The organism is Wolbachia endosymbiont of Laodelphax striatellus (assembly GCF_007115015.1).
Taxonomy (GTDB): Bacteria; Pseudomonadota; Alphaproteobacteria; order Rickettsiales; family Anaplasmataceae; genus Wolbachia.
Map to the genome: position 1 here is coordinate 1,377,299 of NZ_MUIX01000001.1, position 23,446 is coordinate 1,400,744.

Annotated in this window: 20 protein-coding genes, 1 other RNA gene and 2 pseudogenes; 17 read left to right on the forward strand and 6 right to left on the reverse strand. The window is 34.1% G+C overall.

The window, feature by feature from the left end:
- Positions 1–44: 44 nt before the first annotated feature.
- Positions 45–1,190 (reverse strand): annotated as a pseudogene (locus BVG17_RS06695) (IS3 family transposase).
- A 97-nt stretch (positions 1,191–1,287) separates the two neighbouring features.
- On the opposite strand from BVG17_RS06695, the gene BVG17_RS06705 reads away from it, so the two are divergent.
- A complete protein-coding gene (locus BVG17_RS06705; protein ID WP_063631222.1) occupies positions 1,288–1,476 on the forward strand; it encodes a hypothetical protein in 189 nt (62 codons plus the stop codon).
- Positions 1,477–1,668: 192 nt separating this feature from the next.
- Positions 1,669–3,057, forward strand: coding sequence for a class II fumarate hydratase (gene fumC / locus BVG17_RS06710; RefSeq protein ID WP_063631223.1), 1,389 nt, complete (start codon positions 1,669–1,671; stop codon positions 3,055–3,057).
- 20 nt (positions 3,058–3,077) lie between these two features.
- Here the strand turns inward: fumC and BVG17_RS06715 are convergent, their stop codons facing one another.
- A complete protein-coding gene (locus BVG17_RS06715) occupies positions 3,078–4,655 on the reverse strand; it encodes a hypothetical protein (protein WP_241654191.1) in 1,578 nt (525 codons plus the stop codon).
- Between the two features lie 104 nt (positions 4,656–4,759).
- On the opposite strand from BVG17_RS06715, the pseudogene BVG17_RS09240 reads away from it, so the two are divergent.
- Positions 4,760–5,905: pseudogene (locus BVG17_RS09240) on the forward strand (IS3 family transposase).
- On the opposite strand, the gene BVG17_RS06730 reads toward BVG17_RS09240, so the two are convergent.
- The 3 genes from BVG17_RS06730 to BVG17_RS06740 all read right to left on the reverse strand — a co-directional run bounded on the left by BVG17_RS06730 (position 5,900) and on the right by BVG17_RS06740 (position 9,159).
- Positions 5,900–6,142, reverse strand: coding sequence for a hypothetical protein (locus BVG17_RS06730; protein ID WP_063631118.1), 243 nt, complete (start codon positions 6,140–6,142; stop codon positions 5,900–5,902). The pseudogene BVG17_RS09240 and the gene BVG17_RS06730 sit on opposite strands and share 6 nt — an antisense overlap.
- Before the next feature lie 296 nt (positions 6,143–6,438).
- Entirely contained in the window at positions 6,439–7,710 is a 1,272-nt protein-coding gene (locus tag BVG17_RS06735; protein WP_063631119.1) for a hypothetical protein, read from the reverse strand.
- Between the two features lie 375 nt (positions 7,711–8,085).
- Positions 8,086–9,159 carry a hypothetical protein gene (locus BVG17_RS06740; RefSeq protein WP_063631120.1) on the reverse strand — a complete coding sequence of 358 codons (1,074 nt, stop codon included), beginning with the start codon at positions 9,157–9,159 and terminating at the stop codon, positions 8,086–8,088.
- A gap of 125 nt (positions 9,160–9,284) precedes the next feature.
- Here BVG17_RS06740 and BVG17_RS06745 point away from each other — a divergent pair, with 125 nt between their 5' ends.
- The 7 genes from BVG17_RS06745 to cgtA all read left to right on the forward strand — a co-directional run bounded on the left by BVG17_RS06745 (position 9,285) and on the right by cgtA (position 15,146).
- Entirely contained in the window at positions 9,285–9,926 is a 642-nt protein-coding gene (locus tag BVG17_RS06745; RefSeq protein WP_063631121.1) for an HAD family hydrolase, read from the forward strand.
- On the forward strand, positions 9,926–10,399 hold the full coding sequence (locus BVG17_RS06750; protein WP_063631122.1) for an RDD family protein: 474 nt from the start codon (positions 9,926–9,928) through the stop codon (positions 10,397–10,399). Before BVG17_RS06745 ends, BVG17_RS06750 begins: the two co-directional genes overlap by 1 nt.
- A gap of 53 nt (positions 10,400–10,452) precedes the next feature.
- The gene (gene bfr / locus BVG17_RS06755; protein ID WP_063631123.1) at positions 10,453–10,929 is read left to right on the forward strand and encodes a bacterioferritin; all 477 of its coding nucleotides are present in this window, start codon (positions 10,453–10,455) and stop codon (positions 10,927–10,929) included.
- Between the two features lies 1 nt (position 10,930).
- Positions 10,931–11,542 carry an SURF1 family protein gene (locus BVG17_RS06760; protein ID WP_063631124.1) on the forward strand — a complete coding sequence of 204 codons (612 nt, stop codon included), beginning with the start codon at positions 10,931–10,933 and terminating at the stop codon, positions 11,540–11,542.
- Between the two features lie 9 nt (positions 11,543–11,551).
- Entirely contained in the window at positions 11,552–12,550 is a 999-nt protein-coding gene (locus tag BVG17_RS06765; RefSeq protein ID WP_177429434.1) for a glutamate ligase domain-containing protein, read from the forward strand.
- A 320-nt stretch (positions 12,551–12,870) separates the two neighbouring features.
- A complete protein-coding gene (eno, locus tag BVG17_RS06775; RefSeq protein WP_063631126.1) occupies positions 12,871–14,145 on the forward strand; it encodes a phosphopyruvate hydratase in 1,275 nt (424 codons plus the stop codon).
- Positions 14,133–15,146, forward strand: a complete 1,014-nt coding sequence (cgtA, locus tag BVG17_RS06780) for an Obg family GTPase CgtA (RefSeq protein WP_015588452.1) — start codon at positions 14,133–14,135, stop codon at positions 15,144–15,146. Before eno ends, cgtA begins: the two co-directional genes overlap by 13 nt.
- A 52-nt stretch (positions 15,147–15,198) precedes the next feature.
- On the opposite strand, the gene BVG17_RS06785 is transcribed toward cgtA, so the two are convergent.
- On the reverse strand, positions 15,199–16,182 hold the full coding sequence (locus BVG17_RS06785; RefSeq protein ID WP_063631127.1) for a hypothetical protein: 984 nt from the start codon (positions 16,180–16,182) through the stop codon (positions 15,199–15,201).
- A gap of 462 nt (positions 16,183–16,644) precedes the next feature.
- Here BVG17_RS06785 and ssrA point away from each other — a divergent pair.
- The 7 genes from ssrA (at position 16,645) to ispG (ending at position 23,150) form a co-directional block, all read left to right on the forward strand.
- Positions 16,645–16,982: a transfer-messenger RNA gene (gene ssrA / locus BVG17_RS06790) on the forward strand.
- 16 nt (positions 16,983–16,998) lie between these two features.
- Positions 16,999–17,427, forward strand: a complete 429-nt coding sequence (locus tag BVG17_RS06795; RefSeq protein WP_063631128.1) for a ClpXP protease specificity-enhancing factor SspB — start codon at positions 16,999–17,001, stop codon at positions 17,425–17,427.
- 490 nt (positions 17,428–17,917) lie between these two features.
- A complete protein-coding gene (locus BVG17_RS06800) occupies positions 17,918–18,196 on the forward strand; it encodes a YggT family protein (RefSeq protein ID WP_063631129.1) in 279 nt (92 codons plus the stop codon).
- Positions 18,197–20,308 (forward strand): DNA translocase FtsK, encoded by a 2,112-nt coding sequence (locus tag BVG17_RS06805; protein ID WP_012481755.1) that lies wholly within the window; start codon positions 18,197–18,199, stop codon positions 20,306–20,308.
- Positions 20,309–20,489: 181 nt separating this feature from the next.
- Complete coding sequence (locus BVG17_RS06810; RefSeq protein WP_007302667.1) at positions 20,490–21,047, forward strand: hypothetical protein; 558 nt, start codon at positions 20,490–20,492, stop codon at positions 21,045–21,047.
- Between the two features lie 176 nt (positions 21,048–21,223).
- A complete protein-coding gene (locus tag BVG17_RS06815; RefSeq protein WP_012481754.1) occupies positions 21,224–21,853 on the forward strand; it encodes a TRP75-related protein in 630 nt (209 codons plus the stop codon).
- A gap of 16 nt (positions 21,854–21,869) precedes the next feature.
- Complete coding sequence (ispG, locus tag BVG17_RS06820) at positions 21,870–23,150, forward strand: flavodoxin-dependent (E)-4-hydroxy-3-methylbut-2-enyl-diphosphate synthase (protein ID WP_063631130.1); 1,281 nt, start codon at positions 21,870–21,872, stop codon at positions 23,148–23,150.
- The last annotated feature ends 296 nt before the right edge of the window (positions 23,151–23,446 follow it).

The window sequence follows — 23,446 nt, forward strand, 5'->3', positions numbered from 1 at the left end:
TGACCTTACCCAGAAAAAGTAGACAGAAAGTTAAGACGTTTTTGCTATGAGAATGATGAATCAAAAAGCTCAGGAATGCAATAGTTAATAGTAGAATGTCTACGCTGTTTATTATAAAAAATTTCTATATATTCAAATATTGCGGTTTTAGCTTGTTGTGCAGAGTGTTGTGAAGTATCAATGAGTAACTCTCTCTTAAGTGAACTAAAAAAGCTCTCTGAAACAGCATTATCATAACAACAACCTTTGTGACTCATACTAGAAGTAATATTTTTTGTACTTAGTAAAAATTGATAATTTTTAGAGGTGTATTGCGATCCTTGATCGCTATGAAATAGTAGATTTTTAGGAGATTTGCGCCTACCAATAGCCATGAATAACGCATCTATAACTAATTGCCTATTTACTGCATTACTCATTGACCACCCAATCACCATGCGTGAATATAAATCTATTATTGCTGCCAAATATAACCATCCTTCATTAGTTTTTATGTACGTAATATCAGTTACCCATATCTTGTTAGGTTGATCAGCGATGAAATTCTGATTTAATATGTTAGGAGTTATAACTCTATTGTCTATTTGTGGTTTTTTACTTTTAAACTTTCGTCTAAGCTTAGCTTGAATGCCATTTTTCTGCATAATATTTTGCACTGTTTTGATGTTATAATTTTTACCTAAAGCCTTTAATTCAGCGTGAATTTTAGGAGCTCCGTATCTGCATTGTGATGATCGATATACCTTCTGAATATCTTGTATGAGCTCTTCTCTTATTGATTTTTTGTTGTTTTTTTCCTTAGTAATCCATTTATAATAACCACAAGCAGATACGTTCAAAAATCTGCATAATTCCCGTATTTTATAGCAGTTTTCATGTTCTTTTATAAAAGAATATTTTACTCTTTTTGGTTTGCAAAATATCCCAGGGCTTTTTTTAAAATGTCTCTTTCCCTCGTTACTCTTGCCAGCTCTTTCTTTAAATCAAACTTTTCTTTGTCACAATGAGCTACTTTCCCCTTTCCTGGAAACGCATCTACTCCAGACATTCTATCATTGTATGTTTTTACCCATCTGCTTACCGCTAATACCCAAATCTCTTGCTATTTTTGCTGATGATTGACCTGTTTCTTTTACTAGTCTTATAGCTTCAATTTTGAATTCTGCTGTATATTCTTTTCTTTTTGTCATACCACACCTCTTTGAAAAAACGTTTTATTTTACTTCAAAAACGTCTTAACTTTCTGTCTACTTTTTCTGGGTAAGGTCAATAGGTTATGTTGCAGGTATGACAATATCATGTTCTGCGGGAGCAGCGATTGTAGTTTGTGCAGCATCAGCGACCGTTAGTCTAGCATTGGCTGCAATGTTTGGTTATGTGATTGTAGAAGTAAAAAAAGAGAAAGCAAACAAAGGTATAGCTTCTGCGCTTAAAGATGTTTTCACTATTCAAGCTCTAAGTAGAATAGCCTTATAGAGAGTGAAAGTAGGTTTATTGCTTAAGGTTGCATGATTGCCTTAATAACAATAAAAAAATAATAGAAGCAAAAGATATGGCTTGAAAATTTTCTAAGGTCTTCACTAAAAATGTCTCAACTTGACACTGAAATACAATTTGATTTAACTAATTCATATATGTAGGTAATGTCAAACACTAGAATGAGGAAATATGGATAAAAAAGTTAGGATAGAATCAGATAGCTTAGGAGAAGTAAAAGTACCAAGTGAACGTTACTGGGGAGCTCAGACTCAGCGTTCTTTGGAAAATTTCAAAATTGGTACAGAGAAAATGCCAGAGCCCCTGATTAAAGCGCTAGCAATAGTAAAACTTGCAGCAGCACGTGTTAACATGAAACAGGGTAGCATAGATAATAGAGTAGGGAATGCAATCTGCACAGCGGCACAGGAGGTAATAGACGGTAAATTTAATAATCAATTTCCGCTTGTTGTTTGGCAAACCGGGTCTGGAACGCAGACCAATATGAATGTGAATGAAGTGGTCAGCAATCGTGCAATAGAAATTTTGGGCGGTGATTTAGGTAGTAAGTCTCCAGTGCATCCAAATGATCATGTAAACTGTGGTCAGTCATCAAATGACACTTTTCCAACAGCAATGCATATAGCAGTAGTAGAACAAATAGACCGCTTGCTTATTCCCAATCTTGAAGAATTATATAAAGTGCTAAATAATAAGGTTCATGAATTTAAAGATATAATAAAAGTAGGGCGTACTCATCTGCAAGATGCAACTCCTCTAACACTTGGGCAGGAATTTTCTGGCTATGCAGTTCAGATTAAAAAGGGAATAGAGAGAGTAAAGTCAACTCTGATCAATGTATATGAACTTGCACAAGGTGGCACCGCGGTTGGCACGGGAATCAATACTAAAAAGGGTTTTGCTGAGAATTTTGCTAAAGAAGTGGCAGAAATCACTAATCTTCCATTTATTTCAGCAAAAAATAAGTTTGAAGCACTAGCAGCAAATGATGCTTTAGTTGAGCTCAGTGGAGCACTCAATACAGTAGCAGTTAGTTTAATGAAAATTGCAAATGATATAAGGTTACTTGGTTCTGGTCCAAGATGCGGAATTGGAGAAATAATATTACCAGAAAATGAGCCTGGCTCTTCAATCATGCCAGGTAAGGTGAATCCAACTCAATGCGAAGCGGTGACTATGGTATGTGCTCAGGTTATGGGAAATCATGTTGCCGTGACAATTGGTGGCTCAAATGGTCACTTTGAATTGAATGTGTTTAAGCCAATGATAATTCACAATATTTTGCAGTCTATAAGACTTTTAGCTGATGCAAGTTTAAATTTTATGGAAAAGTGTGTAATCGGTATTAAAGCAAATGAAGAAAGAATAAAGGATTTACTGAATCAGTCGTTAATGTTGGTCACTATATTAAATACGCATATAGGGTATGACAATGCAGCAAAAATAGCGAAGCTTGCTTATAAGGATAACATCACTCTAAAAGAAGCAGCAGCAAAACTTCAACTGCTCACTGAGGAGGAGTTTGAAAGGATAGTGAAACCAGAGGAGATGGTAGGTTAAACTACCACCTTTTTTTGTCCCTAGTTATTGTGGCAATATGTATGGAATTTTACTGGTTGCTCTACATATACCTCTTCTAAATCACTTAGAGCGTGGTCATTGTGATTAAAGCCATATCTCTTAACCATCTCATCTAGAGTAACAGAGCTTAGAGAGAAACTGAACTCTGGCAATGGATTCACATTTGAGGATTGCAGACTCGTTGATGGCTCTCCGCAATTTATTTGAGAGTCTAGGAAAGTTAGCTCACCTTCCAGGCTAGTATGTTCTTCTTGCACTGAACTATCATTAACTATTGAATCTTCTGGTACTATATTGCAGAATTGATTATGGAATTCAGCAAAACCCTCAAATGGAGGTACTGATATGCATTGGCGCTTTGCTGGTGGCTCCACTGTACATATTTCTTCTAATTCACATTCTGTAAGACTATTATACGCTGTAAAACATAAGTCTTGTGATCGCTGTTTTCCAGTTATTGAACGAATTATTTGGCTATATAATTGATTCTCTTCAGCTCTTTTTCTTTTGTTTACTAACGGTTCATTTTCATAAGAAAAGTCTGGTCTACTATCAAATGTATGTTCAACAACTGTTTCCTCGAATGCAGGAGATATAGGAGATAAATTTAACTCTGGCAAATCATCCACAATTGAGGATTGCAGACTAGTTACTCCATTTATCAAATAGTTATAATAAGACTCTGGGGATAATTGCTCACCTTCTAGGCTATCTGATATATTCTCATTCGACGTTAAACTACTACTAATCGTTGAATCTTCTGGTACTATATTGCGGAATTGATTATGGAATTCAGCAAAACCCTCAAATGGAGGTACTATTTGGCTGCATAATTGACTCTCTTTGTCAGAAGAAAATTCTGGTCTAGTATCAAATGCATATTCAACAACTGTTTCTTCTGATACAGGAGATATAGGAGAGAAATTTGCTACTGGCAAATCATCTCTGTTTTGTACTAACGATTCATTGGAGTTTTCAGTACTTAAATTGCTAGAACTCTCTTTATTGCTTGAATAAAAATCCCTTAGGGTATACTTAGCTTTGGTCGTTGATTTTGCCTCCAAATGTACTCTATAATCTTCTTTTTGCTGAGGATTCAGTTGATCAAATAGAGTTTTAAATAAAGTATTTGTGGGATTAATATAATCAAGTGTATTGAAAGCAAACTCTTTATTCTCTTGAAGCAACTGATTAAAGATTATAGGTGCATCTTCCTTCTTTAGAGCATTTAGTATGCCGGACATAGCTGAAGAGCCTTTATGCTTCGCTTTTACATGCTCTATATATTCATTTTTGTATCGATCTAATGCACTAAATAGAGTTTTAAATAAAGTATTTGTGGGACTAATACGATCAAGTGTATTGAAAGCAAACTCTTGAGGCAACTGATTAAAGATTATAGGTGCATCTTCCTTCTTTAGAGCATTTAGTATGCCGGACATAGCTGAAGAGCCTTGAGGCTTTGCTTTAACATGCTCTATATATTGATTTTTATTTAATGCACCAAGTAGAGTTTTAAATAAAGTAATTTTGGGACTAATACGATCGAGTGTATTGAAAGCAAACTCTTGAGGCAACTGATTAAAGATTAAAAGTGCATCTTGACCTTACCCAGAAAAAGTAGACAGAAAGTTAAGACGTTTTTGAAGTAAAATAAAACGTTTTTTCAAAGAGGTGTGGTATGACAAAAAGAAAAGAATATACAGCAGAATTCAAAATTGAAGCTATAAGACTAGTAAAAGAAACAGGTCAATCATCAGCAAAAATAGCAAGAGATTTGGGTATTAGCGGTAAGCAGATGGGTAAAAACATACAATGATAGAATGTCTGGAGTAGATGCGTTTCCAGGAAAGGGGAAAGTAGCTCATTGTGACAAAGAAAAGTTTGATTTAAAGAAAGAGCTGGCAAGAGTAACGAGGGAAAGAGACATTTTAAAAAAAGCCCTGGGATATTTTGCAAACCAAAAAGAGTAAAATATTCTTTTATAAAAGAACATGAAAACTGCTATAAAATACGGGAATTATGCAGATTTTTGAACGTATCTGCTTGTGGTTATTATAAATGGATTACTAAGGAAAAAAACAACAAAAAATCAATAAGAGAAGAGCTCATACAAGATATTCAGAAGGTATATCGATCATCACAATGCAGATACGGAGCTCCTAAAATTCACGCTGAATTAAAGGCTTTAGGTAAAAATTATAACATCAAAACAGTGCAAAATATTATGCAGAAAAATGGCATTCAAGCTAAGCTTAGACGAAAGTTTAAAAGTAAAAAACCACAAATAGACAATAGAGTTATAACTCCTAACATATTAAATCAGAATTTCATCGCTGATCAACCTAACAAGATATGGGTAACTGATATTACGTACATAAAAACTAATGAAGGATGGTTATATTTGGCAGCAATAATAGATTTATATTCACGCATGGTGATTGGGTGGTCAATGAGTAATGCAGTAAATAGGCAATTAGTTATAGATGCGTTATTCATGGCTATTGGTAGGCGCAAATCTCCTAAAAATCTACTATTTCATAGCGATCAAGGATCGCAATACACCTCTAAAAATTATCAATTTTTACTAAGTACAAAAAATATTACTTCTAGTATGAGTCACAAAGGTTGTTGTTATGATAATGCTGTTTCAGAGAGCTTTTTTAGTTCACTTAAGAGAGAGTTACTCATTGATACTTCACAACACTCTGCACAACAAGCTAAAACCGCAATATTTGAATATATAGAAATTTTTTATAATAAACAGCGTAGACATTCTACTATTAACTATTGCATTCCTGAGCTTTTTGATTCATCATTCTCATAGCAAAAACGTCTTAACTTTCTGTCTACTTTTTCTGGGTAAGGTCATCTTCTGCTCTAGAGCATTCAGTATGCCGGACATAGCTAAAAAGCCTTTAGGCTTGTTTTTAACATGCTCTATATATTCATTTTTATGGTTAGTGCTAAGGTTATTAAATGCCTTTCTAAATTTATTTGTTTGGTAAGAGTAAGTTAACTTGTCTAAATTTTTCACCACTTCGTCGCTTATACTACCATGCATTTCTTTACCACCATCAAAGTTAATATATTAATATTATATGAACTTTGATGACAAAATCAATATAAAATATTTAAAAATTAATTATTTTTATAATAAAAACAGAAAATCTATAATTTTTTTTATTTTCCTGATTTGTGTCTGTTTTGCTTTCTATAGCTAACCCAAATTAGGTTTACCGAAGCAAATTTTATGAATAATTTAAGTTAGCGCGTAACGCTGGAATCCAGATTTTTAGCTATGGTCAAGCCATAGGATGACAAATTGGACCCCAGACTATGCAAGAAATCTAAGGCGAATTATCTTTCATGGTCTGTCTTTGTTTTTTCTACTTTCGTGACAGGAGTTACCAATGGATTATCAATTTGCTTTAAACCTTCACTTGCGCTTTGGTCTTGATTTGAAAGGAGCTTATTTTGTTGTTGCCCTTCATCATTTGAAGTGCTTTTTTGAGTAGTTCCTTTTATATCCTCTACACTCTTTTTATCTTCACCAAAAAGTTTTTTGAATATTTTCTTCAGAAAACGTACCAAAAAGCCTTCTTCTTTTTGATTTTCTTTCGGTTGAGCTATATTTTTCTTTTCACTCAACTGAGATTTTTTATTATTAGATTTTTTTTCTGTAGCATTCCTATCCACTGAGACTTGTTTTAACGAAATTTTAGGCTTTTTATCGCTAGGTTTATCTTTTATAGGATCTTTGCTTACTGAAGGTTGTACTGTATCTGTTTGAACAGAAATCTTTTCTTGTTCAAAGTTTTTATCTTCTGAAACAGCTTTTTCAGAAGTATCTGCCTCACTAACTGAGTCACGAATTTTGTCTGTTTGTACAGAGGTCTTTTCTTGTTCAAAGTTTTTATTTTCTGAAATAGCTCTTCCAGGAGTATCTATTTTGCTAACTGAGTCACGAATTTTGTCTGTTTGTACAGAGGTCTTTTCTTGTTTATTTTGATCAGAAATTTTGCCTTCTAATGTAGTTTGAGATTTTTTATTACTTTCAAACTCTGCAACTTTTTTACTTGTAAAAACGTCTTTTCCTTCGAATTTTTGTTTAAATCCAGCAATCTTTTTAAAATCTTCAGCTATTTTTTTGGCTGCACGATCCATTCGACCTTCAAGATTATGAATCAATTTTTTAATAATCTCCACTTCATCTTTACGCCCTTTTTGAGCTTTAAGCTCTCGGTGCAATTCAACAATAATTTTTACTTTATCTTCCAATGAAGAATTTTCTGGAAAAACATCTTTAAGTTCCCGATTCAATTCGACGATCTTTTCAAAATCTTTAGCTACTTTTTTAACTGCACGGTTCATTCGATCTCTAAGACTACGATTCAATTTTGCAATAGTCTTAATTTTATCTTCTAGTGAAAAATTATCTGCTGCAGAAATATCTTTTAACCTTTTCTCGAGATTTTCTTTGGTTACTTGCCTTTTGTAAGCTTTAAGTTCCTGGCGGAACTCATTGATAATCTTCACTTTATCTTCCAGCGACGTACCTTCTGGAAAAGCACCAGCAAAGACATCCTTGAATTTCTTCCCAATATCTTGTGTATCTTTAAGCTGTGTCATACCTAACTAAATAAAATCTTATACTAAAGTTAGTATATTACTTAATTATGTAAAAATGATTAACATAGAAGGAGCAACTCTTTATGCGGACACTTATGATTATGGATTTTTAAATTTTTTCTTGTTATGAGGTGACTCTAATCATTATTAACAGTTTACTATATAAAAGAAGGAATAAATGTATCTTATGAATATTGGAATGATACTGATGACGGCAGTTTAATTGTCACCTAGATATGTGCATGCTATGAAAATTAGAAGCTGAATTCTTTATTACAGATGTATTAATCGACCCTCATTCTAGAGCTAGAAGTTAGTAAAATCTCCTGTATAATAAACTTATATGACGCAAGTCTATTATACAGGCTATGTGCATTATCTTCCGCGACCTGTGTTTGTTTTTTCTACTTCAGGAGTATTGACAGGCGTTACCGATGGATCATCAAGCTTTGTTGCTTGCTTTAAACCTTCACTTATACTTTGATCTTGACTTAAAATTTTGTCGAAGTTTTTACTTTGTTGATTACCATTCATCACGCTAATTTCTAAGCCAGGACCTTTATAATTGAAAGACTTGCCGGGTTGGACATTATGTTCCTTACCATCAATATTTAAGTTAATCGCATTAGTAACATTCGGAAAAGTTGTATCTTGCTCAGAACTATTGTATGTAATCTTAATATTGAGAGCTTTATCTTGATAATTAAATGCTTTTCCTGGTTCTAAATTGAACTCTTTTCCATTTATATTTATGAAAGAGCTTTGACTCATACTATGTTGCTGAATTCCGTTATTTGATATACTTTTTTGAGCAGCTTCTTTTGTATCACGAGCATTTTCCACATTCTTTTCATCCCCACCAAAAAGTTTTTCGAATATTTTCTTCAGAAAACGTACTAAAAACCCTTCTTCTTTTTGATTTTCTTGCGGTTTTGGTGTATCATCTTGCTTAAGCTCTTTACTACTCTTTGAGTTTTGCACTCCCATGCCTTTCTGCTTAGAAATCTGATTAATTTCCCGTAATGGTTTATCATTGTTATCTGGTTGCTTAAGCTCTTCACTACTCTTTGTAGTCATTGAAGCTTGAACTCCTATGTCTTTTTGTTTAGAAATTTGCTTAGTTTCCTGCAATGATTTATCATTGCTGTCTGGTCTACTACTTTTATTTATACCAAATTCCTTTCTTAATTCTTGTGTTGACCTTGTGAGTTTACGTATTTCCTCATTTTCTTGCCTTTGTCGTCTTTGAAGCTCTTTATTTAATTCAGCAACATTTTTCATCTTGCCTTCAAGTTCTTGACTTCTTGCAGCCTTCAGGGCCTTTGTTCCTTTTGCTATCCGATCAACCTTCTCTTCCAGTGACGTACCCTCTGGAAAAGCACCTGGAGAACGTTTAAAAACGTCTTTAAACTTCTTTTCAACACTTGGTGTGTCTTTAAACTGTGCCATACCTACTACCTTAAAGCATATAATATAACCAGTGTATTAGGCCACTATGTAAAAATGATTAACATAGAAGCTTTATCATCAAAATATTATTTACTTATTAGCTTAAAATACGTAACAATATAAAAATGAAAAATAGCCCATTAGTAGTAGTATTTGATTGGGATAATACCTTAGTTGACACTCAAGATAATATTTCTAATGCCATTCAGCACACCTTGGATTCAATGGGGTGCAGCAACAAAGTTGCTGATAGAAATTCTCATGAATCAAGAAAGAGCTACATGGTTAATTTGTTTGGTGATCAGTGGAAAAAAGCGAACCAGATATATCAAAAATACCTAGATAATGCACTGTTACAAAATATTACTCTGAATGAAGGAGTAGAGAAAATGCTGCAGACACTGAAAAGCCACAATATTTACCTAGCGATAGTTAGTAATAAGAAAAATACTAATTTACGTCAAGAAGTTGCCTACTTTAAACTAGATTCTTACTTTGAAAGAATAGTTGGCTCATGTGATACTGCAGAAGATAAGCCATCTGCAACTCCACTGCTGTTTGCACTGGAGGAGAGTACGCTACCTGTAAATAGAGAAAATGTGTTTTTTGTTGGTGATAGCATCACAGACATTCTATGTGCACGAAATGCCAATTGCTTACCTATTATATACGGCCAATCAATAAGCGGTTATGAAGATTTGTTATATTTTCAACATTTTAATAAACTTACAGAATTCATAGTAAAGTATTTGAAAGATAGGTGGTAATGACAGAGATCGCTAGTATACACAGGCGCTTTTGCGCATATTTAATAGATGTAGCAATTTTATTAATTCCAACCTTACTAATTGTGTTGTCATTAGGGGATTTTCCATTAATTTTACACCTGTCATACATGTGTATAAATTGTGGTTACTTTACATATTTTATATCTTCAACAGCTCAAGCAACTCCTGGTCAACAGTTAATGAATATATATACTATCACTTTAGATAGTTCTAAAATAGGTTTGAACTTAGCATTTGATCGCACTATCTCTCAGTTTTTTCTTCCTATGCTAAATAATTCAATTATCACCTTTATCAAACTTTTTCAAACATCAGTAAATGCTTTAAGTACACTGGAAGTGATTATAGTGATGCTTACCTTCAGTTGGTATTTAGTTGCTTGCTTCTCTCAGAGGAAACAGGCATTTCATGATGTGCTATTTGATACGATTGTTGTGAGAAAAATGAATTGATGTTGCCTTGATTGTTATGTAGATTACATTGGTATATTAGCTAAAGAAAGGTTATGAATAAAGAAATAGTAGAACATTTAAATAAATTACTTACAAATGAGCTGACTTCTGTACGCCAGTATCTTTTGCATTTTGCGATTCTTAAAGATAGCGGAATTAATAAACTTGCAGAAAAGATGAAAAACGAGCTTAATGAAGAACTTGAGCATGCAAATAGGCTAGCAGAAAGAATTTTACTGCTTAAGGGCGTGCCAAATTTTCAAGATACAAATCAAATCTCAAAGTATGAAGGAAAGTTCACAAAAGATACAATACAGAAAATCTTAGAAGATAATTTTAAGTTGGAAGAAGGAGGTATAAAGGGCATCAAAGAGGCAATTTCCGTTGCTGAAAAAGAAAAGGATTGCGTTAGTGTAATGTTATTAGAAGAGCTAATGAAAAATGAGGAAGAGCACTTACATTGGATTAAAGGACAGATCGACCTTATTGAACTTGTAGGTATCGAAAATTACTTGAGAACACAAATATAGAGTGTTAAGAAAAACATTATTTATTTTCATTATACCTTTTTTACTTCTTTTTTCACTCGGGTTATGGCAATTATTTAGGTTAAATTGGAAGAACAATATTATCAAAAATATGGATCTTCCAGTTATTCGTCTACTGCCTAGTTATAATCTTTCAAAGTTTAACTACAGACACGTTAAAATCGACGGAATTTTAAGTGATATAGAACTATATGTTTTCGCAGGTCAACGTGGCTATCATGTGCTGTCTCCTATGTTGCTTACCACTGGACATTACATGTTAATAAATAAAGGAATAGTCAGAGAAAAAAAAGAAGAAAAAGCAAAAATTGAAAAAGTAGCTGCTGATGGCGTTTTGTATTGTGATGGTAGCAAAAATTGGTTTATCAAAAATGATATTGCTTCAAATACGTGGTTTACCTTAAGTACAGAAGAAATCTCCAATGATCTAGGTATTAAGCTAGAGAAATGTATATTGTGGCAAGATAATTTTGGTGGCAAATTGACTATACAGCCAATAAAGCATCTTGAATACGCAATTACTTGGTTTGCACTTTCCTTGATTTGGCTCATTATGTGCGTATTTTACTATAGGCAAAATATATATAAGTCGTAGAGATACAGTGTGGAAAAAGAAAAGCTACAAATAGAAAAAATGCAACAAAGTGGAAGAAAATACTTATTACAAGGGTTAGTGATATGTCAGTGTTGCAAATCCGTTTATTATGGAATGAGTAATGCTAAGGGAGGAAGAAGTTACTATTGTTGTCCTGGAAAACGTTTTGGTGAATGTAACAGCAAATCAATACGCGCGGATATACTAGAAGAGGTAGTATGGGAAGAAGTTAAGATGGTAAGAGAGCACATAACGAAGGAAAAGTGTGATTTATCAGAGGCAGATTGGGAGACTAAACTTAATATAATTAGAAAATTAGTTCAACGCATTGAAATTGATGATGATAATGTACATATAGTGTTTCAATTAAAAGAACTCTCTCTCGAAGGACAAAAAGAAGATATTCAACCTTGTACCAGAATTATAAAGAATGTAGTGCTATCAAATGCGATAGGAATGCATAAAGTTAGCAATGCCCTGGCTGCAATATCAGCTGCAGTGAAACTTGGAGTTAGTGATGAAGAGATTAAAAAAGGTCTTTTGGAATTTAAAGGAGTAGAAAGGAGATTTTCTTTAATTGCCGATATTAAAGGTGTTAAGTTAATTGAGGATTATGCTCACCACCCAAATGAAATACAGGCAACCCTGGCAGCAGCACGTTCGATTGCTAAAAGAAAGGTAATAGGAATTATCGAGCCGCTTCGTTTTGCTCGTATTCGTAATTTTTTTGATGAGTTCGTACGAATTTTCATGATGTTTGATTATGTAATTCTCACTCCTGTCCATCCTCCAGAAGATAAGCCTATTCCTGGCTGTGGAATTGATGATATACAAAAAGCCTTGATCAGTAATGGGTTTAATGATGTGAAGATTATGAATGATGCTTTACTCATTTCACATTTTATTAGTAATTCGACAAGTTCAGGAGATGTAGTATTATTTATTGGTGCTGGTAGTAATATAGCTAAACTAGCAAGAGAAGCTGCAAAGCTGCTGCTAGTAAAATAAACTTAAGCATTGGTGATTTATATGATAAAATTGTGTAGTAAAACTGGATCCCAGTGTCTAGGCAAACAACTGTACAGACATTGTGATATGGGGATAGCTTCCATTAAGAATGGTGTCATCCCAGTGCCCAGAAACTGGGATCCAGAAAACTTAACTTTAAATAAGTGGCTGTATAATAAAAATTGGATTCCAGTGTCAAGCACTGACCATCCGCTACTCAAATTACCTGTATATTGCAATGTTCGTACACTGGAATGTTACAGCGCTGGGGTGACATTTCCCGAACGTGCACACAATTGTGAATCTAGTAGAGGTTTAGCATGATGAAAAAGACAATTAGCAGTGTATTTGCAAGAGAAATTTTAGATAGCAGGGGTTACCCAACAATTGAGGTAGAAATAGAACTATGTGATGGAGCAACAGGTAGAGCCGCTGTCCCTTCTGGGGCTTCGACCGGTAAACTAGAAGCATTGGAGCTGAGAGATCAAGATGAAAAAAGGTATTGTGGTAAAGGAGTGCTGAAAGCTGTTCAATCTGTGAGTGGAGTGATAGCAAATAAAATCATTGGCATGGATGCAGCAAACCAGAGTGCAATTGATAAAGTTTTAATTGAACTAGATGGAACAAAAAATAAATCTAAACTTGGAGCAAATGCAACTTTGGGTGTGTCTCTTGCTGTTGCAAAAGCAGCAGCAAACAGCTTTAAAATGCCGTTATATAAGTATTTGGGAGTAGGGGAAGAGCAGATGCCAGTTCCGCTAATTAACGTCATTAATGGTGGAGTACATGCGGATAATAAACTCGATTTTCAAGAATTTATGATTCTTCCGGTTGGTGCTGAAACTTTCAGTGAAGCAATCAGAATATCTGCAGAGGTATTTCATAACTTGCGCAGCATTCTTAAGAAAAAAGGTTATAGCACAAACGTAGGAGATGAAGGTGGTTTTGCACCAAACATTGGAAGCACTGAAGAAGCTCTTAATTTGATAATTCAGGCTGTTGAATCTGCCGGTTATTCGATGAAAAATCACTTTGCACTGGGTCTTGATGTTGCTGCATCTACTTTTTATGAAGATGGAGTTTATAAATTTGAAAACAGAGAACTCACTTCAGAGGAATTGGTTCAGTATTATTTTGACCTTGTAGGCAAATATCCAATAATTTCTATAGAAGATGCAATGAATGAAGACGACTATGAAGGTTGGAAATTACTTACTGTAAAACTTGGGAATAAAGTTCAATTGGTTGGAGATGATTTATTTGTTACAAATTGTAAACTAATAAGTAAAGGAATAGAGGAGAAAATGGCAAATGCTGTACTAATCAAGCCAAACCAGATAGGAACACTTACGGAAACTTTTGCTGCTATTGAAATGGCAAAATTAAATGGCTACAGGGCTATTATTTCACATCGCTCAGGTGAAACAGAAGACACAACGATATCCCACATATCAGTTGCGTCGAGTTGTGGGCAAATAAAGACTGGCTCGCTGTCGCGTTCTGATAGGCTTGCAAAGTATAATGAATTGATGAGAATAGAAAGTTCATTAGGAGAAAATGCTAAATATTATCGTGGGTTGGCATGGATTTCATAGATGAAGTTAAATTATATTTAAAAGCAGGTGATGGTGGCGATGGCTGCGCTAGTTTTCGTCGAGAAAAATTCGTTGAATTTGGTGGTCCAAACGGTGGTAATGGGGGCAGGGGAGGAGACATAATTTTCATCAGTGATGCAAATCTCAACACTTTGCTTAATTTTCGTTGTCGAAGACACATTAAAGCAAGTAGTGGGAAAAGTGGTACGAGTAGAGATAAATCTGGCACAGCAGGAAAAGATATTATACTTAAAGTTCCAGTTGGTACACAAATAATCGATGAAGAAAGTGAGGAAATAATAGTAGATCTTGATAAACCTGATATGGAATTTCAAGTAGTGAAAGGTGGAAAAGGTGGGCTTGGAAATACTAACTTTAAATCTGCTACCAATAGGGCACCAAGACATTTTACCCATGGTCAGCCTGGCGAAGAAAGAAATATAATATTGAAGCTAAAAGTTTTATCTGATGTTGGCATTATTGGTATGCCAAATGCAGGTAAATCTAAATTTTTAACCCGCTGCTCAAATTCTGATACGAAAGTAGGCGATTACGAATTTACTACTATAAGACCACATTTAGGTGTAGCAAAAGTGGATTATAGCGAAATTGTGATAGCAGATATTCCTGGAATAATCGCTGATGCTCATCTTGGAGTTGGGCTCGGACACAAATTTTTAAGGCACATAGAAAGGTGCAAAATTTTACTGCATTTAATTGATGTAACTCACGATGATATTATTTCAGCTTATAATTGTACACATAATGAACTGAAGCTTTACAATAGCGACCTTATCAAGAAGGAAGAAACTGTCGTGTTAAACAAATGCGACTTATTGGAGGAAGCAGAAATTCTTGAGAAGAAGAATCATTTAGCCAATTATCTTGATAGAGAAGTACTGTGTTTATCAATCGACGATGATTTACAGCCCATTCTGAGGTTGTTAAATGAAAAAGTGAAAACTAAGGAAATTAATGTATATGATCCTTTTAAGACATGAATTTTTTATTTAACAGTTGGTCACTTAAGGTAAATCCGATTCTTTCAGTATATTAAACACTGCAATTGACCTTGATCCCATCTTTAGCTATATTCACGTTTGTAGGTGTCAATTCTTGGCTTGGGTAGCTTTGAATTTTCTTTAAGAACTTCGTATTGTCAATAAAAGCAACATCATTATGAGACCACATTTTTTTATGATCGAACATTTTTTTATTTAGAACTGCTACTAATTCACTTAGTGTAAGGTTAAATCTAATACCATCATTAGGGTCAAAAAATGTAAAATCATCATTTCCATTCTTCCTTATTAACATAGAATGACCGTGAAATTGAGTTGGTGTTCTTTTAAAAGTGCAGAACTTGATATAATTTCCGGAACCAATACTATTAATATCTTTTTCAAGTATTTCTTTTTTTATACAATAAGATCCACTGCTACTATTATAATTGATTATTTTTAGTTGATTAGGGTATGTTAATATGTTACAAGGATAAATTCCAAATAAAAGTGCCAATATTTTTTCAATTAAGGATGAGGCTTTTAATATGTGTGAATGTACTGTGTGTGCTTCTAACTCACTGAGAATATTTTTATATCTACTTTTTTCTGTAAGTTTTTGTGATGAACCTATATCAAATAGTAAATCGTGTTCAGTAACATAATTGCAAAGTATATCACATAACCCATCGAACTCTTTTTGAATTTTTGCAGTTAGGGGATATTTATAGTTAGAGGTTACATTTATTATGTCACCTTGTGAGAATTTTATATCTACTTTCTTTGCATAGAGATTGTTTATATCAAGCACATTTCCCAATCTGTTAATGTTGTTTCTAATAGCATAATACATTGAAAAAATACCAACCACAGCAGATAATAGAGCAACAACACATAGACTAATGATTGTAGGTAACGTTAACCTTAAGGCAATAATCAGAGACATTATTGATGCTATGAAAGCTATACCAGCTATTGTTGAAATAACCAGAAGATTAGTATTACTTTTGTTAAAGATCTCTATACTTTTCTTCATATTAATATTTTAATACTAAAAATTAATTTATTATACTATATGTAGTAGTAAATATCAATAGAAATATTATTAATAAATTAAATTCCTTTGTATAAGAAATAGAACTAGATGCTTAAAAAGCTTTTATCAAAAGCATTTGTGCTATAAAAACCTTATGTCTATTTTATTGCTAATTAAAATATATACAGCTGCAAAAAGAGCTAAATTTATTCTCATCGTAGAAAAGATTCAGAAAAAATGTAACGCACATACGACAGAGATTAAGCATATGTGTGCACCCATTTGCGCTGAAGAAGATACGCTACATTCTTTACTGAGTTTGATTATTTGATAAAAAAGTCTGCAGACGAAGATAGATTTTGAGCTCTAAAAATACCTCTACTTTGATTATACTAAGATTAGATAAATAGGCGAAGTAATTTTTATATTAGTTTTTTAGCTAAGAGCCGATTTGGTGTTTAGTAACTTGACATTTATTCAATACTACTGTATAATAAACATGTGTATTTTTTATACACTATGGCAATAAAATTACCTTGTAATAGGTGTATTGGACCCGAGGGCAGTACTCGGCGCCTCCACCATATTTTTTGATTGATACGGGGGCGAGTAAGGATCGACATGCATAGTAAAGATGGTAGCTTTGCTCGGTTAGATACCACCGCTAAGAGTTCACAATTTAGATGCAAACGATAACTTTGCTGCTGAAGACAATGTTGCATTAGCTGCTTAATTTAGGCACTATAACTTCATTGCTATAAGCACGGTTTAGGGAACGCCGGGTAACAGAAGTTCCCCCAAACATGTAAGGGTTATATGGATAAAACAGATTATCAGAAGTCGCTTAGTTATGCTAAATTTCAAGTTATCAAAAAGGCTCTAGATACTATATTAGATAATGTTTTTACTCCTCACTTAGAGATACTGTTTTTTACGCGATTTAATGGTGTTGTCATACCAGACTACTTGAAAGAATCATATCCTACTCAAATGCTTATTATATTACAGCACCAATTTTATAGTCTAAAAGTTTTTGAGGATAAGTTTAGCGTCAGTTTGAGCTTTCGTGGAAAACAAGAACAAGTCACTGTACCGTTTTTTGCTATTAGTGAGTTTCATGATAAAATTTCAGGAGATACTTTAGTATTTAGCGTTGATTCTGATAAAGAATATGAAAGTGAGAAATGTGCTGAAAAGTCATCAAATGGTAGTATTATATCTATAGATCAACTTTACGATAAGTAGTTACTTCATTTTATAAATAAAAAATATTGTATCTGTTCAGGATATCGACAAGGCCATAGAGTAAAAGTGAGTTTATAACAAATGGTATCATTTGAGTAGCTGACATTAGCTTTCACATAAAAAACGTTATAAAGCGCTTTCATGTTTACCAACTTAGTGCCAATCTGGATCCCAGTGTCTGGGCACTGGGATGACAACAAAGGGGCTACTTGAACAGAGGCTATTTAGGTAACAAGAGGTGACAAGAAAAGAAGCGCTGGTTTCATACGTACCTGAACACTTATCCTGCATGTAATAAACATGATCAAAAAGCTATTCATACAGTACACATCTCTCCGTTAATTTATCAATAAGTTTTTTATCCACGTGGAATCAAAGGGTATAATATCTTATAGCTTATTGTTTATATCTATTTCAGCATAAAAATTATTGTGAGGCTTGATTTTATATATATCACTACACATAATAGACTTTAGTATAAATTAGTAATATGCATCCAATCATATACTTACTTAACCTGCTACTTGATCTTTACAGCTTCATTCTAATATGCTCAGTTGTTCTCGATTTGTTGATTAAATTGAATGTAGTTAACATGTATAATGAGATTGTAAGCAGCATAATGCAAACTTTAAACAGACTCACTTATCCTCCACTAAAGGTTATCAGAAGGTATATACAACCATTCAATGGATTAGATTTATCCGTGATGATATTGATAATAGCAATTCACTTTGTAAAATATACAATTACTTATTACTTTAAGTAGATGTTAAAAAAACAGCTAAAATCAGCGATATACTTGTCACTATTAATGTATATATATATATCGGTTTTTAGCTATAATTATAAAGATCCATCCTTAAATACAGCTACAAATCAGGAAGTAACAAATTTGGGCGGAGTAGTAGGTTCATATTTAGCTGATATATTGGTTCAATTTCTTGGACTCGCTAGTATTACAATAGCTACAACCATAGTTTACTTTTTAATTTTCAGAGCATCATTGCTGAAAATTATCTACCTAACGTTAATCAATGTAGCAATATATGCTATATTGTCGCAACTTTCGCTTGGCATTACTGCTAGATACATGCACGGTGGAATAGTCGGTAATGCTCTAATTGACCACTGCCCGTTTTACATATTCACAGTAGTAGCATCAATAGGTATTGTAGGATTGATTGGTTGGAAGAGAACGGTTTATTCTTTGCTTTTCCTATGTAAAAAAATATTTTCCCTTTTTACAAAGGTTCTGTTTTTCAGGTTACGTAAAACTACTGATTATTCAATAGCACCATTAGTAGTAGAGGAAAAATATATAACCACTAAACAACAACCGAAAGAAAGAAAGAAAAAAGCTGCCGAAGAAATTGTTAAACCACCTTCTAGCGAGTTTGAGTTTCCAAGCATTCACTTACTTTCCAAAGCAGAAGAATCTTTGCAGAGAAAACAGTTGAATGCATTAGAGAGCAATAAGAATTTATCTCTGCTCGAACAGGTTCTGAGTGATTTTGGCGTGCAAGGAAAAATTATAAGTGTATGTTATGGACCGGTTGTGACTTTATACAAACTTGAACCACAAGCAGGTACAAAATCTGCAAGAGTGATTGGTCTTGCAGATGATATTGCACGTTCAATGAGTGCACTTTCTGCACGTATTTCAATAATTCGTGGACAAAATGCCATGGGAATAGAATTGCCAAACAAGGAGCGAGAGATTGTAATGCTGCGTGATTTACTTGAATCGCCAGAATACCAAAATGCAAACTTAAATCTTCCAATTGCGCTTGGCAAGGAAATAAGCGGAAAACCAGTTATTGCAGATCTGACTAAAATGCCCCACTTGCTTGTTGCCGGAACTACAGGGTCAGGTAAGTCGGTTGCAATTAACACGATGATTCTGTCGCTTGTTTATCGACTAAGTCCTGATGAATGCAAGATGATAATGATCGACCCCAAAATGCTCGAGCTTTCAATATATGATGCAATACCGCATCTAATAACGCCAGTGGTAACAGAGCCAAAAAAAGCTGTTATTGCTCTTAAGTGGATAGTGAAAGAGATGGAAAATCGCTATCGCATGATGTCATATTTAAATGTGCGCAATGTAATAAACTATAATCAAAAAATTACAGAAGCGATGAATAGCGGAATAGAGTTGGAGCGCGTTGTACAGATTGGCTTTAACTCAACAACGGGTAAACCTTTATTTGAAAAAATACCACTTAAAATGGAGACATTTCCGTATATTGTGGTGATCGTAGATGAAATGGCAGATTTAATGCTTGTTGCTGGCAAAGATATAGAATGCTCTATTCAACGTTTAGCTCAGATGGCTCGTGCTGCAGGAATACACATCATAATGGCAACACAACGCCCATCTGTAGATGTGATAACAGGTGTGATAAAAGCAAACTTTCCAACGAGAATTAGTTTTGCTGTTACTTCTAAGATAGATAGCCGTACAATACTTGGTGAACAAGGGGCCGAACAGTTACTCGGTATGGGTGATATGCTTTATATGGCCTCTGGTGGTAAGATTATTCGAGTGCACGGTCCATTTGTAAGTGATGATGAGGTGCAAAATATAGTTGATCATCTGAAAACGCAAGGTGAGCCAAACTACATGGAGGAAATCACTCAAGAAGATGAAAATTCTTTCGCGGAATCAGAAGGTGAAACAGAAGATGAAGAGAACGATCTATACAAGCAAGCAGTGGCCATCATTCAGAGAGATCAAAAGGTTTCAACTAGTTACATTCAAAGGCAACTTAGAATAGGCTATAACAGAGCTGCAAATATTGTTGAAAGAATGGAGAAAGAAGGTATTGTCAGTGCTCCGAGTTACTCAGGAAAGAGAGAGATATTGGTAGAATAACCCTTAACTTAAACCAAAGAAAGTTATTTTAAGATCAATAGATCTCTTGCATAACTGGAATTCAAAAGTTCCAGCGCATGACCAGATATTTCTTATTGGATCCCAGTTGTATAGTGTTTAATACTAAATTAACTACTAAAAACGTACAATAGTAATATATTAATTAGCTAGGGGGTTAAAAATGGGTATAACCAAATTTGTATTCGGTTTTGATAAATCGGATGTAACAGCATTGCAGGAAAGTCAAAATATTGATGCTAAAAAGTTTCAAGAAGTATTTAGCGCATTAAAAGAATGGCAAGAAGCTCAAAAGATAGATGCTAAACAGTTTGAAGAGGTATTTAGTGCATTAAAAGAGTGGCAAGAAGCTCAAAAGATAGATGTTGAGCAGTTTGAAAAAGTTTTTGGTGCATTAGAAGACAAGATTGGTACTGAGCAGTTTCAAGCTATGCAAGAGCACTTAAGCGGCTTGCAAGAAAAATTTACAGGCTTAGAAGAAAAAGTAGAAACATTTGCAGACATGGTAGGGGGACAAGAACAAGCAATACTAACTTGTGCCATAGTCAGTGCTGTTGCTGCAATAGCTGTAACTAGTTTTGTTGCATTCTGTATCTATCAGGGAGTTAAGCTTGATAAAGAGAAGAAAAACGACTTGTCTCAAGATATGCCAAGCGGAAAGTTTAATAATGTGAATGATACCGAAAAACTGAAGAATAACTTACAGCAAGGAAGAGTGTAATGCTCTTCTTGAAAGGGTGTTACGTAAAATTTGTAACACCTTAAATTTCCTTTAGATTATGTAGGTTTTGGTAGTAAATTTTTTAGAAAGATGTTTGTATTATAAAGTTGGTAGAGATTCTGATTTACTTGAAGTTTGTTAATTGGTATCTTTTAAAGCACAATATTCACTATAGTATGCTTAAGATCTTTTCTAAAGTTTTATTTATATTAATACTTTTGGTTTCTAGTTTCTTTACTGTACATAATGTTGAAGCGAAGTCTAAGGTAAAGTTCAGTAAGAGGTACATACCTCCTGGTAACCCTGGTGGTGCAAACTTTCATGCAGACGAGGATTTTGCTGAGTCATATAAACTGTATGAGAAGCGTAGGGAGCTCCTCAAGAAAAAAAAGTTACAAGATCTAGCTATGAATAAAGAAGATCTAATCAAAAAATTAAAAGAAAAAAAAATTGCTAGCCTTGATAACGAGCCAAACAACGTGGGAGCTTGCATAGTTGAAGATGGGGAGGATGCTATGATCAATCAGCATGGTATTAATCTTGCACGTTTAAAGGGTGCTGTATTTATAGATCAAGAGCCAGTTTCTCAGTATGAAAGTAAGCAGCATAAAAAAAGTGAACAACAAAAAGGGAAAAAAGTTACTTCAACACGAGAAAAAAAAGTTTCCCCTATAAATGTTACTATAAAAGAAACTCCATCAAGAAGAACGTGCTCTCATGATTCTATTACTGATCTAAATAGAACACCACAGCATAGTTTAAATGGTTCAAGTTCATTTGGCAGTGTAGTTGACACAGTAAAATAGTGTCACGATTAATAATATGCTAGATAGAGACCTGACATTGAGTGATGATGCATATGAGTCATCGCCGGTTTCCAGGCATAAAACTCATACTGTAAAAGTTGGACAAGTGAAGATAGGTGGAAATAATCCTATAGTTGTTCAATCCATGGCACTTGGTGCACATATAGATTCTGACAACATAAAAAGCAGTGCTCAGAAATATGCAAAAGAAGTAATAGAACTAGCGCATGCAGGTTCAGAATTGGTGCGAATTGCTTTGAACTCAGAGGAAGTAGCAAAAGCAATACCTTATATAGTAGAGGAAATAAATAAAGAAGGCTTTGATGGTAAGATATTAGTAGGCTGTGGACAATATGAGCTCTACAGGCTGATTCAGGATTATCCAGACAACATTAAAATTCTGGGTAAAATTAGGATAAATCCAGGTAATATAGGCTTTGGTGATAAACGTGATGAAAAATTCGAAAAAATTATAGAGTATGCAATAACGCATGATCTTCCTGTCAGAATTGGAGTAAATTGGGGTAGTCTTGACAAGTACCTTTCACAAAAATTAATGGATGAAAACTCCTTATCTAGTAATCCAAAAACTTCTGATGTTATATTACGTAAGACGCTTGTAATGTCTGCTCTTGGTAGTGCAAAAAAAGCTGAAAAGATTGGCCTTAATGCAGAGAAAATAATCATTTCATGTAAAGTCAGTAGAGTGCAAGATTTAATTTTAGTTTATACGGCACTTGCACAATCTTCCAATTATGCGCTGCATTTGGGTTTAACCGAAGCTGGTATGGGTAACAAAGGCGTAGTAAATACCACAGCAGGGCTTACTTATTTATTGCAAAATGGTATTGGAGACACTATCCGGGCTTCTTTAACTCAGCGCCCTGGTGAATCACGCACTAATGAGGTGGTAGTATGTCAGGAAATACTGCAGTCTATAGGTTTGCGCTACTTTAACCCTCAGGTGAGTTCATGTCCTGGTTGTGGACGCACAAGTAGCGATCGTTTTCGTATATTAACTGAGGAAGTAAATGGCTACATAAAAACTCATATGCCGGTATGGAAGAAAAAGAATCCTGGTGTAGAGTATATGAACGTTGCTGTTATGGGATGCATAGTAAATGGTCCTGGAGAGAGCAAACATGCAAATCTGGGGATCAGCCTGCCTGGGTATGGAGAAAAACCTGTTTCAGCAGTCTACAAAGACGGCAAATATTTCAAAACTTTACAAGGTGATAATATTTTTGAAGAATTTAAGGAAATTATTAGTGATTATGTGGAGAAGCATTACACATAAGCCTTTCACAAGTTTGTACTTAGACTACATTCTGTAAATTAAATGCAAAAATGGTATCTATTGAGTGGATGTCAAATTAGACAATAAAGAACGCCAATTTAAAAACTAGATAGTATCTGACAGGGTTCCTTTTGCCTTTTTTCTATTTGAGAAATTTTTTAATATTGAGATTGACTCTAAGTAGTATAGAGATGTTATTCCAGTATCAAGGACTGAAGTTTCCTGATCTACAATATTTGTACAGTTATGAAATAGACGTAATTTGACATAAAAAGCTTTACTTTTTGAAATTTTGG